16 protein-coding genes are annotated in these 16,464 nt (G+C 47.1%); 8 read left to right on the top strand and 8 right to left on the bottom strand.

The window, feature by feature from the left end; translation table 11 throughout:
• The first annotated feature begins 21 nt into the window (after positions 1–21).
• From AC4G47_RS21055 to AC4G47_RS21030, 6 genes are all read left to right on the top strand, one after another.
• Positions 22–1,143 carry an HD-GYP domain-containing protein gene (locus tag AC4G47_RS21055; protein WP_491102495.1) on the top strand — a complete coding sequence of 374 codons (1,122 nt, stop codon included), beginning with the start codon at positions 22–24 and terminating at the stop codon, positions 1,141–1,143.
• Between the two features lie 221 nt (positions 1,144–1,364).
• A complete protein-coding gene (yfkAB, locus tag AC4G47_RS21050) occupies positions 1,365–2,501 on the top strand; it encodes a radical SAM/CxCxxxxC motif protein YfkAB (protein ID WP_458126134.1) in 1,137 nt (378 codons plus the stop codon).
• Between the two features lie 46 nt (positions 2,502–2,547).
• Positions 2,548–3,900, top strand: a complete 1,353-nt coding sequence (locus tag AC4G47_RS21045) for a hemolysin family protein (RefSeq protein WP_491102493.1) — start codon at positions 2,548–2,550, stop codon at positions 3,898–3,900.
• Between the two features lie 268 nt (positions 3,901–4,168).
• A complete protein-coding gene (locus AC4G47_RS21040; protein ID WP_458126136.1) occupies positions 4,169–4,408 on the top strand; it encodes a spore coat associated protein CotJA in 240 nt (79 codons plus the stop codon).
• Complete coding sequence (locus AC4G47_RS21035) at positions 4,398–4,673, top strand: spore coat protein CotJB (protein ID WP_076209123.1); 276 nt, start codon at positions 4,398–4,400, stop codon at positions 4,671–4,673. Before AC4G47_RS21040 ends, AC4G47_RS21035 begins: the two co-directional genes overlap by 11 nt.
• 22 nt (positions 4,674–4,695) lie before the next feature.
• Positions 4,696–5,265: a manganese catalase family protein gene (locus AC4G47_RS21030; protein ID WP_145319609.1), complete on the top strand. Its 570-nt coding sequence runs from the start codon at positions 4,696–4,698 to the stop codon at positions 5,263–5,265.
• Positions 5,266–5,428: 163 nt separating this feature from the next.
• Here the strand turns inward: AC4G47_RS21030 and AC4G47_RS21025 are convergent, their stop codons facing one another.
• The 4 genes from AC4G47_RS21025 to AC4G47_RS21010 all read right to left on the bottom strand — a co-directional run bounded on the left by AC4G47_RS21025 (position 5,429) and on the right by AC4G47_RS21010 (position 9,025).
• The gene (locus AC4G47_RS21025) at positions 5,429–6,421 is read right to left on the bottom strand and encodes a 3-oxoacyl-[acyl-carrier-protein] synthase III C-terminal domain-containing protein (RefSeq protein ID WP_491102490.1); all 993 of its coding nucleotides are present in this window, start codon (positions 6,419–6,421) and stop codon (positions 5,429–5,431) included.
• A 54-nt stretch (positions 6,422–6,475) separates the two neighbouring features.
• Positions 6,476–6,826 (bottom strand): hypothetical protein, encoded by a 351-nt coding sequence (locus AC4G47_RS21020; protein ID WP_491102488.1) that lies wholly within the window; start codon positions 6,824–6,826, stop codon positions 6,476–6,478.
• A 186-nt stretch (positions 6,827–7,012) separates the two neighbouring features.
• Entirely contained in the window at positions 7,013–7,381 is a 369-nt protein-coding gene (locus AC4G47_RS21015) for a carboxymuconolactone decarboxylase family protein (RefSeq protein WP_491102486.1), read from the bottom strand.
• 12 nt (positions 7,382–7,393) lie between these two features.
• Complete coding sequence (locus AC4G47_RS21010) at positions 7,394–9,025, bottom strand: thiamine pyrophosphate-binding protein (protein ID WP_491102484.1); 1,632 nt, start codon at positions 9,023–9,025, stop codon at positions 7,394–7,396.
• Between the two features lie 409 nt (positions 9,026–9,434).
• On the opposite strand from AC4G47_RS21010, the gene AC4G47_RS21005 reads away from it, so the two are divergent.
• On the top strand, positions 9,435–10,406 hold the full coding sequence (locus tag AC4G47_RS21005; protein ID WP_491102482.1) for a Gfo/Idh/MocA family protein: 972 nt from the start codon (positions 9,435–9,437) through the stop codon (positions 10,404–10,406).
• A 323-nt stretch (positions 10,407–10,729) separates the two neighbouring features.
• Complete coding sequence (locus AC4G47_RS21000) at positions 10,730–11,416, top strand: HAD family hydrolase (protein WP_458126140.1); 687 nt, start codon at positions 10,730–10,732, stop codon at positions 11,414–11,416.
• 97 nt (positions 11,417–11,513) lie between these two features.
• Here the strand turns inward: AC4G47_RS21000 and AC4G47_RS20995 are convergent, their stop codons facing one another.
• From AC4G47_RS20995 to AC4G47_RS20980, 4 genes are read right to left on the bottom strand one after another with little or no spacing between them, the layout of a single operon-like run.
• Positions 11,514–12,692 (bottom strand): YheC/YheD family endospore coat-associated protein, encoded by a 1,179-nt coding sequence (locus tag AC4G47_RS20995; protein ID WP_491102480.1) that lies wholly within the window; start codon positions 12,690–12,692, stop codon positions 11,514–11,516.
• A gap of 36 nt (positions 12,693–12,728) precedes the next feature.
• Positions 12,729–13,835 carry a YheC/YheD family endospore coat-associated protein gene (locus AC4G47_RS20990; protein ID WP_458126142.1) on the bottom strand — a complete coding sequence of 369 codons (1,107 nt, stop codon included), beginning with the start codon at positions 13,833–13,835 and terminating at the stop codon, positions 12,729–12,731.
• Positions 13,835–15,208: a YheC/YheD family endospore coat-associated protein gene (locus tag AC4G47_RS20985; RefSeq protein ID WP_491102478.1), complete on the bottom strand. Its 1,374-nt coding sequence runs from the start codon at positions 15,206–15,208 to the stop codon at positions 13,835–13,837. The genes AC4G47_RS20990 and AC4G47_RS20985 overlap by 1 nt, the downstream gene beginning before the upstream one ends.
• Before the next feature lie 60 nt (positions 15,209–15,268).
• Positions 15,269–16,459, bottom strand: a complete 1,191-nt coding sequence (locus AC4G47_RS20980) for a YheC/YheD family endospore coat-associated protein (RefSeq protein WP_491102476.1) — start codon at positions 16,457–16,459, stop codon at positions 15,269–15,271.
• Positions 16,460–16,464: the final 5 nt, after the last annotated feature.

Below are 16,464 nucleotides of genomic sequence, written 5' to 3'. Positions count from 1 at the left end.
CGGAGCGGGAGAGGATAGGCTGTGCGTTTAGTACATATAAACTTATTGCAGCCTGGCATGAAGCTGGGGAAACGTATTTATAGTGAAGAGGGCCTGGTATTACTTAGTGAAGATGTAGAGCTAACAAGCCGACTGATTGGGCGTCTCAAAGATCTTGGGGTTGGTTATGTTTATATCAGAGATGCCGCGACCGAAGATATCATTGTTCCGGATATGTTGCAGGAAGAGACCAGGAGGAAAGCGCTGGTAGAGATCAAACAGCAATTCCAGAGTATGTCAGGACTGAAAACGAAGAACCGGATTCCTCATTTCGGTAAAGCGCTTAGTGGTGTGATGAATACCATTCTGGAAGACATCGGCAGTCAAAAGGAAGCCATGATAATGCTGATGGATATGAACTCCAGTGATTTTGACCTGTATAGTCATTCTCTGAATGTATGTGTGTACACCCTGGTTCTTGGTGTGGCTGCGGGTTACACACGCCAGCAATTAATGGAGATTGGTCTGGGTGCCTTGTTGCATGACATTGGCAAAACACAGATTGCATCGGAAATACTCCAGAAGCCCTCCAGGTTGAGTGACGAGGAATTTAAAATCATTCAGCAGCACACTACATATGGACATCGTATTCTCAAAGACGAACCAGGTATACCACTTCTATCTGCACATTGTGCATTGCAGCATCATGAACGAATTGATGGCAGTGGATATCCCTTTGGCCTGAAGGACAAAGAGATTCATGAATATGCCAAATGGATTGCGCTTGCTGATTCATATGATGCCATGACAACGAATCGGGTATACAAGCAAGCCTTGCTGCCGCATCAGGCGGTAGAGGTGCTATATACGGGTTCGGGCACGCTTTACGAACAGCGGATGCTGGAGAGATTCAGGGATTGTGTAGCGATCTACCCCGTGGGTCTTTCCGTCACGCTTAGTACAGGAGAAGTTGGGGTGGTCGCAGCAATCCATCCCCGAGTTCCTCAGCGTCCCCTTATCCGAGTCCTCAAGGATGCGGATGGTCAAACGTTATCTTCGCCTTACGAAATTAACCTGTCGACAGCACTGTCTGTCATGATCACAGGTGTGGAAGGTGTGGAAGATGCACCTTCATCCGCCCAAAATGAACGGTTGGAAAGCTGAACAAGCTTGGAAGATGATTAGCGCTCATGTTGTAATATCGGGGCCATTTCGTGATTCGGCCCAGAGTTGCTTGAGCGTTTTTTGTTATGTAATGGACAGGGTCTACGTATGCCGGAGCATTCAAAATTGTGCTATGATAAAAGATAACTCCAAAAAGAGAAACACAAGGTATGATGTAAATAAAACTTTTTAGGTTAATAAAAGGAATAAGGTGAAGAACAATGACCATGCTAAACTCAGGATCGGTACAACCGATGCCTTTATCGCCGACGAATGATCCGTGGGATCCGATCGGCTCTCTGCGTACATATGGACGCCATGTGCTGACCAGTGTAGAAATGACGGTGACACATCTGTGCAACATGAGATGTGAGCACTGTGCCGTGGGGGATATGCTTACGATGCGCGAAGCGCCAGCTCTTCCGCTGCCGCTGATGCTGAAACGATTGGATGAAGTCGAGCACCTGCAGACGATTAGTCTGACGGGTGGCGAGCCAAGCTTTAGCCAGAAAACAGTGGATGAGATGATTATCCCACTGCTTAAATATGCCAAGGAACGTGGCATCCGTTCCCAGATCAATTCCAACTTAACGCTGGATATTAGCCGGTATGAGCAACTTTTACCGTATCTGGACGTTATGCATATCTCATTCAACTACCTGAATGCAGATGATTTCCATCAAGTTGGATTTGCGAACAGTGGCCGACCTGTGAAACGTGAAGTAGCGGTGAAGATGTATGAGAAAATGATTGAAAATTCGCGCAAATTAAGTGAAGCAGGCATGTTTATCTCTGCGGAGACCATGATTAACTTCCGTACGCACGACAAACTGGATGGTATTCACCAATTGATTCGTGAGATGGGCTGTGTCCGTCATGAAGTGCATCCGATGTATAACTCGAACTTTGCTTCGTCGTTGCCCGTGTTATCACTGGACCATATGAGAGCAGCGATTCATCGTTTGCTTGATGTGCGTGACAAGGATATGTGGATGCTCTTCGGTACACTGCCATTCTTCGCGTGTAATGCAGCAGAGCAGGATCGGGAACTGATCAACCGACTATACAGCGAGCCCAATGTGACGGTACGCAATGATCCGGACGGACGCAACCGTGTTAATGTCAACATGTTTACGGGTAATGTGTATGTGACCGATTTTGCGGACATCCCTGCATTTGGCAATATTCGAGATCGTAAGCTGGATGATGTGTTCCATGAGTGGTCAGCAGAACATCCGTTGAATCAGACGGTTAACTGCCATTGCGATATCGCATCCTGTTGCGGGCCAAACCTGCTGGTGGCAGATATGTACTACAAAGGTGTGGATTTCAAATCGAGAAAGGCAATCACACGTTGATATTCCAGGTGTATTCCTGAAATAGATAGAAAAGGGGAGTTTCAACTTGGATATTCATACCGAATTTCATCTTGGACAGCTGGTATTTAATCTGGTCTGTGTCTTTTTGCTCGTATTTTTGAATGGCGTATTTGTTGCAGCGGAATTTTCCCTTGTGAAAGTAAGGCAAACACGCTTAACTCAATTGCAGAGTGAAGGAAATCGTATGGCTGGTTATGCGCTGAAGGTGAATAGTAAACTGGATTCCTATCTATCGGCAACTCAGTTCGGGATTACATTGACATCGCTTGGACTCGGGTGGCTGGGAGAACCAGCCATCTCTGAATTGCTCGTTGAGCCTCTCATGTTTAAGCTCGGTGTAGGAGATACAGGGCTTATATCGACCGTGTCCGTCATTATCGGTTTCTGCATCATTACGTTTCTGCATATAGTGCTGGGTGAGCTTGCGCCTAAATCATTGGCAATTCAAAAAACAGACGGAGTGGCTTTGTTCTTATCTGCACCCTTGCTGTTGTTCTACAAAATCTTCTTCCCGTTCATCTGGGTACTGAATGTATCAGCTAATGCTTTGCTACGTCTGGCGGGTATCGAACCTGCCAGTGAAGGGGAAGCTCACTCGGAAGATGAACTTCGTATTCTTATGAAGCAGAGTGCCAAGAGTGGTGTTATCGATAAAGATGAGATTAAATTGATGGACAATATCTTTGATTTCTCCGATATGCTGGCACGTGAAGTGATGTTGCCACGTACAGACATGGATTGTCTGTATACGCATATGTCTTTGGAAGAGAACCTGGAGATTATTAATGCAACCAAACATTCCCGGTATCCTGTGGCAGTAGAAGACAAGGATGAGATTATTGGATTTATCCACATCACCGATCTGTTGCTGGCTAAACCGGAGCAACAACATGATCTGGCTTCACTTGTCCGTCCAATCTTGAACGTGCCTGAATCGATGGAAATCAGCCATGTGTTGCGTCTAATGCAGAAGAAACATTCTCAGATGACGCTGGTGGTTGATGAATATGGTGGCACGGCGGGACTGCTGACTGCCGAAGAGATTCTGGAAGAGATCGTTGGAGATTTGTATGACGAATTTGAGGATGAGCGTCCGCATATGGAACGCAGTGGTGATTCATTTTCCATTGATGGTCGTTCTCTTATTGAAGAGGTTCATAAGTGGACTGGAGCCATCATTGAGGATGAGGAAGTGGATACCATTGGTGGATGGCTGTTTAAAGAGCTTGGAGGTAATCCAGCCAAGGGCAAAACTCAGGAACTGAATGGATACGTCTTTGAAGTGGAAGAGTCCACTCGTTTGCGAATTACTCGGGTTCGAGTGTACAAGCAATCAGTTCCTCAAAACATGAAATCGGAAGAAAAACCAGCAGAATAGATTTTGTTGTAGTTTGATGATGAGTAGGACTTGCAAGTGTGAACATGTTACTCATTTTACGAAATACAGACCTTTGGAAGTGCCGTAAGAGGTGCTTCCAAGGGTCTTTTTTTGGTCGAGAGTGAAGAAGGCATGAGAAATTCCTTTACGAAGTTTTAGATAATGGGGATTAACCTGTAGAACTGAAACATATGCATATAGAGACGGGAAGCAATGGTTTGAATTGTATGGGGGATGTTTGTAAATATCGTTGAAGGAGGCATGTCGAGTGAAGGATCCACAGCTTCGAGCCTATGCTCCTTTTGTGGGGCCGTTTGATCCTTGTAAACCGATGGAAATCCGCACGTATCTTGTTCCACCGCAGTTGTTTATACCTTTCCAGCCCATGGGGTGGCCGCAATACAGTCCGGCAGAAGCGCTGAGACTGGGAACATTATGGCCTGCATTATATAGCCCTTACACATCCAAGAAATCAAAGGAGAGGAAGGTGGAGACAGATGGAACCTGAAGCACCGAAAGCCTGTGATGCAAAATACTACGAGTTGCTGGAAGAACTTCAGGCGCTGGACTTTGTGTTAGTGGAACTGAATCTGTATCTGGATACCCATCCGGGTGACTTCCAAAGCATTGAGCAGTACAACAAGTTCAGCCAGGAGCGAATGCGGGTAGCTCATGAGTTTCAACAGCTGTATGGACCGCTGATGAATTTTGGTCATGCCTTCTCGAAATATCCGTGGGAGTGGTCCCAGACACCATGGCCTTGGCAGGTATAAAAGTTAAAGGAGGAGTCGTGGAATGTGGGTCTACGAGAAAAAACTGCAATATCCCGTTCGCGTGAGTAAATGTGACCCTTACATGGCTAAATTACTGATGGAACAGTATGGCGGAGCAGATGGCGAATTGGCGGCAGCACTTCGTTATCTGAATCAACGATATACTATTCCAGACAAAATTATTGGTCTGTTGAATGATATCGGCACAGAAGAATTTGCTCATTTAGAGATGATTGCAACCATGATCTATAAGCTCACCAAAGATGCTACAGTGGAACAGCTGGAGCAAGCCGGGCTGGCTGCTCACTACGTTAATCATGATAAGGCCCTTTTTTACAGTAACGCAGCTGGTGTACCGTTTACCGCCACATATATTCAAGCCAAGGGTGATCCGATTGCGGATCTGTACGAGGACATTGCAGCGGAAGAGAAGGCCCGGGCTACATACCAATGGTTGATCGACATGACAGATGACGTGGATCTGCAGGACAGTCTGAAATTTCTGAGGGAACGGGAGATCGTGCATTCCTTGCGTTTCCGGGAGGCAGTTGAGATCCTGAAGGACGATCGGGAGACAAAGAAGATTTTTTGAACGTTTGGTATAAAAGCAGAAGTGTGGCAGTCCGGGGAGGACTGCTTTTTGCTTTGAGTTAACGTGGTTAAATAAGAATTGCGTTCAAATAAAAAGACGACCCTTTCTTGGATTGAAATAAAAGGGCTCGTCACTGGTTATTATTCTGTTGATTAAGGCTAGCCTAGTATTCAACCACCATGGCAACATTTTGCCACCCGGCTCCAACGGTCCAGAACAACACTTTGTCACCACGCTGAATCTGACCGCTTGTAATCGCCCGATGTAATGCGATGAATGGACTGCTGGTTGAGGTATATCCGAATTCATCTCCAATGTAGACGGCAATATCATCAGCGATGCCGACATTCTCGGATACAGCCCGAATATTACTAATGGATAGTTGAGAGAAGCAGGCTGCTTTGATCTCGTCTGGTGCAATCTCGTTGCGTGTTAACAGGGTACGAATGGACTCCGAAGCGGCATCCACGCAGATGGAATCATCGAATGGTATGAATTTCACATGAAAAGCACCTGCATCTACACCCGTTTTGCCCAGTTTCGCCAGGCCTTCTGCAGGAAAGAGCGAATTATTATACACACACGTATCCGTCTGATAGATTGAATCGATGAAACCGACAGCATGTTCATCCCGCTCTATAATAACCGCTGCTGCTGCATCACCGAAGTTGGCGAAGTATACGGGATCATCCGGACTGGCGTGAGGAGCCACGTAATCCGAGCCGATGATTAATGCACGACGAATTCGAGGATTGCCTAGCATCTGCCGGCTAACCTGTTCGAAAGCGGCGGTCATGCCTGCACAGTTAGCGTTGCTGTCAATGCAGATCGTATGTGAGGCTCCGTTAATCAGGCGATGGATCATCAAGGAATTCGTAGGAAAGATGTATTCTGGCGTTTGGCTTGCATAAGCAATCAGATCAAGATCTGCACCGGTGAGTCCGGTTTTTTCCAGTAGGTTACTGGCTGCCTCAAAGGCCATGCTTAGTGAGTTTTCGTCATCGTTGTCAATTTTATAACGTGTATCACGACCAAGTGCCTTTAACAATCCACGAATATCTACACCTCTTGCGTCAAAATGTTCAATATAAAAGTCATTGTGCACCTTGGTTGCTGGATGATAGATATCGATATCTACAATACGAATTCCGGACATCTTCATTCTCCTCTTGAGCGGAAGGGTGAATTCACAGCTTGTCCGCCTGGTTTATTAAGTGGTAACGGTAGAGATGATTTCGAGATTGTCCAGACCGACTGACCGGCCGAGCCGGGACAACTGCATTTTTAGAATCGCGTTATTCTCGAGGGTCAACACGACTTTTTTGTATTCATCTTTTTTGAACATCTGAAGGCATCCTTCCAGAAGAGGCACAATCTCCGGAGCAGTAACATTCAACTTTTTGCAATCGATGTTCAGGTCATACTCCTTGGTATTAATAGGAGCAATCGTATCCTGATAGGTCGAGATGGAACGCAAACCGTCTTCTTGAGAGAAAGAACCCTCCAGTTCAATGTTTAACACCTTGTTCGGAACGTCAGTCTTGAGTATGAAATTTCCCATGCTTGATCTCTCTCCTTTAAATGAGTTAAGGCTATCCCGCTAGTGGATACACAGCCCATTGGGCCTCTGCTGAAAGCTTCTAAGATGCGAGCTGGTTCGAAGGATAATTTAACCATATTATAAAGGTAGGAATGTAAAAAGATCAATAAAAAAGTCGAATCATGTATAAAAATGTAGAAAAGTGAATTACTGTATTTCATCTAAAGTGGCAAGCAAAATATTAAATGCACTAATGATGCGCGGAGCACCCACACACGGAGCCAAATGCAGCAATATCCCCTTGAGCTGATCTACAGTTACCCCGACACTCAGAGCCATCGTGTAATGCACTCCTAATTGTTCATACTGTCCTTGGGTGATCAATGAAGATATGACGGCGACTTCCTTCCATTGATCCGTAATGGTGGTGCGTTGAAAAATATCCCCATAGGCAGTCCCCATAATAAATTCGGATAATTCGGGAAAATGCTCCTTGATTGGTGCGAGGGCTCTTGCGCCGTACTCACCAGAAAGTTTAGCAAAACGGTCCAGTCCCTGAGCTACATGTTCGCTCATGATATGCTCCTCCTAATTCAAAGTTACGGTGCGGTGAGCCGTAGGTGGAATTTCATCTCGATCGGTCAGAAGCTCAATTACAGTCACCTGATTCAACGTTTGAGCTGTGCTCAGCGCAGATGAGAATTCTTCATGTGTCTCTGCCCGGAAAGCAACAGCTCCCAGAGATTCGGCGAATTTGGCTGCATCCATAGGAACTTCAAATAAGGTACCATCAATCCTGCCTGTTGTTTTTTCCATTCCTTTGAGTGCCATGTCCAGTTGTTTGTTATTGACGACAATGAAGATCACGGCAAGATTGTTGCATACTGCGGTATTAATCTCTGTCCCCAGCATCATGAAACATCCGTCCCCGGTGATGCATACGATAGTTTCCTCAGGAGAAGCGGCTTTGGCACCAATGGCCATACCAATGGCATTACCCATACATGCAAAGTATGCGTCAAATACAAAGCTGCCAGGTTTTTTAACTTTATATCGCTGTACCGCATGAAATCCATGGCTGCCATCATCGACAAACAGCTTATGATCGTATGGAAGCAGATCACTCATTCCGTCCAGCACAGAAGCCAGAGATAGTTGGGGCAAATCTGGTAGAGGGACAGTGTAATCAATGAGTGGCGTGCTTCTCACAGGAGTAGGGAGGTCTTCTAATGTGCCCAGCAAATATTGCATGTTGTCTTTCAAATCCCCCGTGATATGTAAGGTTTGAGCGCTCAGAATCTTACCTACAAACGTAGGATCGGCATCAAATTGAATGAGGTGTGCCGGATGGTTCTCAGGCTTCAGGTTGCAGATGGTCATATCACTTAGACGTGAACCGAGTACGATATAGAGATCACTTTGATTCAGCATGTCGTCTGCATGCGGAAAACCGCCAACACCACAGGGGCCATGATACAAGGGGTGGTCCCACGCAATCGCTCCTTTTCCACCAGGAGTGGTAATGACGGGAATGTTGAATGTTTCAGCCAAATGAAGCAGTTCATCATGGGCGCTGGCACGACTTACACCTTTACCTGCGATAATTAAGGGATGGCTGGATTGTTGAATTAGAGGAAGAATACGATTCAGGTTAGATACACTAATAAGAGGTTCCGGTTCGGGAATGACAATCCGGCATTGCGATAACAATTCAGTCTGTACGTCAAAAGGAAGACAGAGGTGAACAGGGCCTTTATTCGGGCCAAGTGCAATGGATAAGGCATGATTCAGTAGGGTGCCGAAGTGATCTCCACGCTCAACGAGTTTACTAAATAACGTGGCAGGCCGGAACATCTCGGCCAGATCAGCCAGATAGGAGGAGGAATCCTGGCACTGAGGTAGCCCCAGTTCCTGGATGGATTGGTGACCCGTAATAAATAGAACGGGCAGATTGTTGGCCTTTGCATGAGCTGCAGCAGTCAGTAGATTGGTTCCGCCCGGTCCAGATGTGGCAAAGGCAACGCCAAGCTTGCCTGTCTGTAATGCATAACCGGCTGCGGCAAAGCCTGAGCTGGATTCATGACGGCCTGGAATGAATTTTAATCCGTAATCCACCATCTTCAGGACAGCAGGACAGATGGATTTTCCAATAATACCAAAGACATGAGTAACACCTAGATTTCGTAGACTTTCTGCCAAATAGTCCGCAACTGTTCTCATGCGGGACACCTCGCTTTATGAAATAGGTTATTTGAACCATACGCATATTCCATTTGTTGAATGCAAGTCATTATCTGAGGTTGTAAGAGGAAATATATTCTTGTTATTAGGAAGAGTATCTTTTTTTGTGGTTTTTTGTCAACCTATTTTATAAGTCAAATCTCCCGATTCTTAAGTTGGTAGCGCTTAAAGTGTTGCTGGTTAAAGCAAAAATAAATGGTTATATACTCCTGCAACAAATTACCCATTCAAAGCTGAGATACAAATTATGTAAAATAATGTCTGGAAATGGTGGTTTTCAGTCTGGAAAATGACATGGCAGCAAGAGGGACATCTCTTTTTCGCATTCGTGTATAGCGTTGGCAATACTTTGCTTTCTGCTATACTGGAATGGATTGGGGTGAATGGAATGACAGTGATTAAGATGGCTCTGATTGGGCTGGGTAAAATGGGATTACATATGGTTCATCAAGTCGAGAATACGAAGATGGACACGAAGATTGAGATTGTTGCAGTGTGTGATGCGAATGAGGAAAGTTTGGCGGTTTTTGCAGCTTCCCATGCTGGGATTAGGACGTATACGGATTACAAGCAACTCATGGACGAACATCAGATTGATCTGCTGTATATTGCAGTTCCACCGAAATTTCATTATCCGGTTGTCATGGAAGCGCTGGAGCGCAAAATTCATGTATTCTGCGAGAAACCGCTTGCCAATAGTGTAGTAGAAGCCAAAGAGATGCTGGATGCAGCGCAACAGGCGGGTGTCGTTCATGCCATCCATTTCTCTATGCCGCATGAACCTTCAGTGCTGAAGTTGCAAGAGATGATCGAGCAGGGTACTGTGGGTGCGATTCGCAAAATAGATCTGATTCTGCAATTTCCGCAGTGGCCACGATCATGGCAACAGAATGCATGGATAACGAGCCGGGAACAGGGTGGATTTATCCTTGAAGTGGGGATTCACTGGATTCATATGATTCAAAAGGTGTTTGGTGCCATCCGGGTAGTGAGCACTCAGGTTCAATATCCCGAGAATGGAGACTGTGAACTTGAAGTACAGGCTGCTTTGAAGCTGGAAGACGGAACCCGAATTCAGCTAAACGGCATCTCTCAATTTGCGGGGGAAGAACGTGTATCCATGGTGGTGTACGGCACGAAAGGCACGATTGCCCTGGAAAATTGGGAAGAATTGAAGACTGGCCTGGTGGGGCAGCCACTATCTCCAGTGGAAGTGCTTGAATCCGCCAGTGAACTGCCTGTACTTAAACATGTCATTGCCCGTATACAAGGCAAACCAGCTAAGATATATGACTTTAACGATGGGTATCAGGCACAGCTTGTACTTGAAGCGTTGCGTAATACGGAACAATCAGGATAAGAAAAGGAACTCTAATTGAATCAGCTCTCCTTAACACCAAGAAGCATCGAAGAGGCTCATGTGAGCCTGTCCGCGATGCTTCTTTCCTTTGATATATGCGCACAGGATATAAATATAAAGATGCTCCATCAGTAAGTTGAGTCGGGTTACGCAAGCTTGAATCGCTTAACCAGCTGATCGAGCGAATCAGACATTCCATTCAACTGCTTGGATGTGTCGATGTTTTACAATCGTTGGTTTACACGTTCAAACGTTATGTTTATCATGGAAAGAGAACGATTCTAAGTACATATATATATCCCAATCCGAAAGGAACATTGGACATGACCAAAGAGACAGTATTGCTCAAACCGGAAGCGATGATTTTTGACATGGATGGTACGCTGTTCCAGACAGAAACCTTGTTGTTGCCAGCCTACCAGCAATTATTTGATACATTGCGTGCCGAAGGGCATTTTGAAGGAGAAACTCCACCAGAGGAACGGATGCTCGGAAGCTTGGGCATGTTGCTCGAAGATATATGGAAAGTCGTTATGCCTGAGGCTTCGGAAGCGGCACATCGTCGTGCAGACGAACTGCTGCTTCAACTGGAGATTGAGGGGCTTGACCAAGGCAGCTCCCAATTGTATCCAGGGGTGAAAGAAACGCTGCAAGCATTGAAAGACCAGGGAGTGCGGCTGTTTGTTGCCAGTAACGGGCTGGAGGACTATGTCAAGGGTGTTGCGTTTGCACACGAGATTATGCCTTTCTTTGAAGGCGTATATAGTGCAGGCCAATACAAGACTCCCTCGAAGATCAATCTGGTGCAGATTCTGCTGGAGAAGCATCGAATTCAGGACGCCTGGATGGTAGGAGATCGCTCCTCTGATGTGGAAGCTGGTAAAATGAACGGTCAGACGGTCATCGGCTGTGCCTATGCAGGGTTTGGTCGTGATGAAGAGCTGGCAGGCTCGGATGCGCTGATCTCTGATTTTACAGAACTCCTACGTCTGTATGATGAAGCAGAATAAGCCAGCCAACGATTAAGAATGTCAGCAATCATACGAGAGCGCCCAACCCCGAGATGTGTCAGAGGGTTGGGCGCTCTTTTTATTCGTAATCAACAGATCATCTCTTTTTGCGTGCCTTCTTCAATGCAGATGTTCTGTTGCTTGCAAGCCGGGTGGTTCTAATTTTTTTGACCGGGCGACTGGCCTGGTTGCGGTACACCCATAAGGCATAGTCCAGCGGCTGAGTAATGGCCTTATAATAGATATCCCGCTCACCAATGCGAGCGAATACTTCACGTGCAGGCTTGGGATTAACTTCGAGCAAGTAGATCCGTCCGCTTTTGTCAATTGCCAAATCCAGTGCCAACTCGCATAAGTCCCCATACGTATCTTCCAGAAACGAAGCGACATCAATGCCGAATTTCTCTGCAGTTGTGTTAATTTCTGCGCGGAGATCCTCATCAGCAATCCATTGTTTCATGAGTCGATGCATGGCTACAGCCTGACCGCCGCCATGCAGATTGGAAGTTACACTTTTCTCTGCACCCATGCGTCCTGCACATCCGGTAAGCTCCCATTGTCCTTCACCGTTCTTCTGAACGAGCATGCGGTAATCATGCACACGTCCATTCGGAAGCTGAAGTTGAATGCCCTTCTGCACAAGATATTTGTCTTTCATATTCCAGTGCTGGAGCAGTGCCCCGAGACGTGATAAATGGACTTTGCGTGGCGTGATAATACGACGCTTCTGATCCCGTCCCTGTACAAGCACCGTATTGGCCTCGCTACTGCTGCGTTCAACACGCAGAATACCACGTCCGCCAGTTCCGTTAATTGGTTTCAGGTAGACGAGAGAAGACGCTTTAAGCATCCGGTTCACATCAGACATATCCTGAAATAACACCGTTTCTGGCAGATGTTCACGAAAGTTGGCTTTTTCCGAAAGGGTCTGATGAATGGTCCATTTATTGCGCAGCGGCCTGTTCAGAAAGAGCAGATGCCCATACTTTTCACGAAACACAAGAAGTTGCTGGAATCTGCGGTTGCGTTGAATCCGGCAGCGATCAAAGATCAGATCCGGGAATGATCGCCATTCCCGTGACCAGCCTTTTCCCTCATGAAAAACCATCGCTTCAATCTGTTTGCCCCCCGGGTGTACGTCGGCAGGTGTGAACACATAGATATCGAGTCCCCGCTTGCGCCCCTCAAGAATCATTCTGCGATAGATGCTTCGTTCTTCAAGAGCGCGATGTTCATTCAAGTACAACGTCATGATGCCCAGAACAGGTGAGGACACAAACAATCACCTTCTTTTTGCAAGTATTCCTGTCTATCATCGTTTGGACTGACGGGCAAGATAGGCGCTGTAATGAAATATGCGTTCCAGTGACCGCCGTCTGATCTGTGGTTCATCGAACTTCATGGGCTTCGCATTGGCTTCAAAGAACCAGATTTCCCCCAGGTCATCAATGCCCAGGTCCATGGACATTTCTCCGAGCGTGTAACCCGATCCTCGTTCCACCTGTCTTGCGATCATCAATGAAGTGGATTTCACACGTTTCATCAGGGTGGTTGTCATTTCTTCTCCAAAAAGCTCAGTCAGCAGCTTCTCCGGATCCTCTACGCTACCACCGCGCGGCACATGAGTTGTAATGCTGCGGGAGCCAGCAAGTCTGGCACCTACACCGGTTACGCTCCACTGACCCTTGCTGTTCTTTTGTACAAGAACACGCAAATCGAAGGGACGTTTACGAGAGGAGGCCAGTTCAATGCCTTGTTGCATGATATAGGGCGTATGTCCGGTTTCTTTGCGAATTCGTGCCCATAACTTGGCGAGTGTAGCCGTCTTATAAGTCGTGCTTTTCCGTGTAGTCTGTATTTTCAGCCGATAGGGAAGGCGCTCTTTTTCCTGGAATTTAAGCATCATGATTCCTTTGCCAGCTTTGCCGCTCTCGGGTTTAAGGTACAGATAGGGATGTGTCCGCAGAACGGCACCCAGAGAAGAAGCGCTGCGCATTCGCCGGGTATGGGGGATTAATTGTTGAGTCGATTTGGATTTCTTGAGCCATTCGAACAGATTCCATTTATTGAAAAAGAATGGGTTATACAGTTCGATTCCCGATTGCATGCATTCGTCAATTTTGCGTTGAACGGAAGGCTTTCTTTCGTCTTCCCGGTTAGGAATACGATTGTAAAGCACATGGGGAAGGGGGAAAGGCTGTGAAACCCACTTTCCACTCCCCTTGTTGTACGTATATCCTTTTACGGTGGGACCACTTACATCCAGATCCCGCACAGTTACAACGTAGACCACATATCCCATACTCTCGCCAGTCTGCACAATATCCTGAAAATTTTGAAGATTCCCCCTGAATATCCGCTGATTATCATGCATGGTCAAAACAGCAATGACAGGTTTGAAATCATCATGAAGGCTCATCAAATGCCTTCCTTCTTCCGGAACTTGCTCAAATACAGGCAGTGTTCCAAAATGTGCTCCACCGACGATTTTCCCTCCACCCGGAGTGAAGGGTGACGGAAAATGGAGCGTCCGGGTTTGGCGTTCGCTTCGAACATCCATACATGTTCCTCCTGATCAATGCCCAGATCAAAGCCAATCTCACCAATCAGATGCTGGTGCTGAGTTTCAATCGCCTGGGCCAGTGTAATAGCGACGGACTTGGCATGTTGAAGAACTTCTCCCGCACGATCGCCGAAGTTGCGACTGAGCGCCTGCTCAGGAGTCATTAGGGAGCCACCATTTTTGATGTGTGTTGTGACGCTGCCACGCCCTGCTTTCTTGGCGCCAATCCCGACAACAACCCATTGATTGTTACCATTTTTGTGCATGTGAAAACGAAAATCAATTGGACATTCATCAATCTCAATCAACCGTATTCCCTGCTGAACGACATATCCGCGAAGTTGTCTACCATGTCTTCCCTGAAGCATACGCATCAGACTATTGAAAGATCCGAAGCGCAGGAGTGCGTTGCCGCCTTTTTTACGATAACGTGCGAAATATCCACGTTTGGGCGAATAGGTCAGGCGATAGATCCCGTTCCCCAGACTTCCGGCAGTAGGCTTATAGTAGACAAACTGATGGCGTTCCAGCATTTCTTTCATCTGTTCCACCGACGGATTGGTAATCGATTCAGGAATGTACCGTCCTGCTGTTGGCTCGTTTTCCAGCAAAGTATAGATATCAGACTTGTTGAAGAAGCTCCAGTTGAAGAACGGAATTTTCCGGCGGATGAATCGTTCCCGCAGCTGGTTGATCGCTGGTGAGAAGTCTGAGCGTCTGCTCGGCAATCGATTGTAGACAACATCAGGCAGAGGTACTGTTTTGCGTGTGAAGCTTCCGTTATCATTCAGGAAAAAACCGGATACGGTCTCGTTTTGCCAATTGATATCCCGAGGAGTAAAGGCGTAAATGTAGGATTTACGGCTACCTTCACGGAGCAACTGTTTAATAAAACCTGTACGGGACCCGAAGGGGTTGGAGCTTGTTGAAGGTCCATCAGAAAGCACACCGATCAGTGGACCTAACTGGACCTCATCATTTTGCAAGTTCCGGAGATAAATGCTGCCCCGTTTGGGAACGTTCATCAGATTGCGTATGCCTGTAGCGAGATAGAGATGTTTACCTGCTTTTTTGATTGGTTTGATCGTTGCAGGCACCCGGTCACGCCCGAAGCGAAGGTGCACCGTTTTTTTGCCGGACAGGTTGAGGCTCTTCATTAAAGCGTTGGATACATAAACCACTTTATCCGGTTGCTTGGTGAAATGCAGGTTGCAAAAGGTCAAACTCATGATTTATCCTCCTATCCTGAAAAGATCCTTGTGCTCCATGGCAAGCGGGCGCTGCGGGCCTCAGCCGCCGTGAATCGGGATGGGTTTCAGGCCAGCTTTGCTGGATGTATTCGGCATTTTCATTGGACGAATGACGTCCGTGAGAACATGTTGTTGCAACAGATAACGGGCATAGGCAAGCGGCCGGGTATAAGTCAGGACGTGCATGCGTTGGTCGCCCGCTTCTGCGAATGAGGCACGGCCTGGTTTGGAGTTGACTTCGATCAGCCAGAGTTTGCCCTCTGCATCTGCTCCGAAATCAAGTCCCAATTCGGCTAGTCTGCCGAAACGGCTCTCCAGCAGGTTGGGGATAAGAGCGGCAGTCTGCCGGATGTTCTTCAGCAGAGCTTCCGTGCGAACTGTTCCATATCGCTGGAGCAGATATGCGTGGGCAGGGTAGGCTCTACCTCCTCCGTGAAGATTGGACGTAAGCGAACCCTCGGGTCCCTCTCGCACCATACATCCGGTAAGCGTCCAGCGACCTTGCCCGTTCTTTTGCATTAGAGCCCTTATGTCGAACGCTCTTCCTTGATGGCTAAGCTCCAGATACGGCTGTACGATCATCTTGCGCTCAGCTTGCTGTAATTCCAGCCAGGAAGATACGGCCTGGGTATGATTAAATGTAAGATAAAAGTGCTCATTGTTCGCGTTGCGACCCTCTACGATCCAGGTTGATGGAATCGCGCCGCGAGACAGGCGAAAGGTATTCTTGCCATGCGTCCCTGAAAGAGGTTTGAAGAACAGTCCCATGGGCCAGCGTACCAGCCATGTTTCCCAGGGGATATGCAATCCGATCCGGGTTGTGGGCGCAAGGCATGCCCGCAATTCAGCATTCCGGGACAGCACCCGATGTACCTCCCATTTTCCTGGCAGGGAAGCGGACCAATAACGGTGTTTATACGAACCATTGGCGGATACTCGTTTCTCAATCTGTTGTCTGACGTTCCTGGGGAGGGGGCGAAGACAACGATCCATGATAAGGTTGAGTGCAGGAATAGGGACCGCCTTCCACTTCCCTTGGTGATAGGCATATCCCCATTGAAGAGGGGGATGGTCTGCATCAACCGATATCGGGATCACAATAACCTGAAGGGCATATCGCATACTTCCCACACTGAGACGACGGCAGAAAAGTTCATCCGTAAAGGGAGGCGAGCCTTCGGTTGCACGTACCAGAATGGCCAGTGTCTTGGTCTGAGATGATGGAAACATTACGC

The sequence above is a fragment of the Paenibacillus sp. Negev47 genome (assembly GCF_058313655.1).
This window is presented reverse-complemented; position numbering and strand designations above follow the sequence as displayed.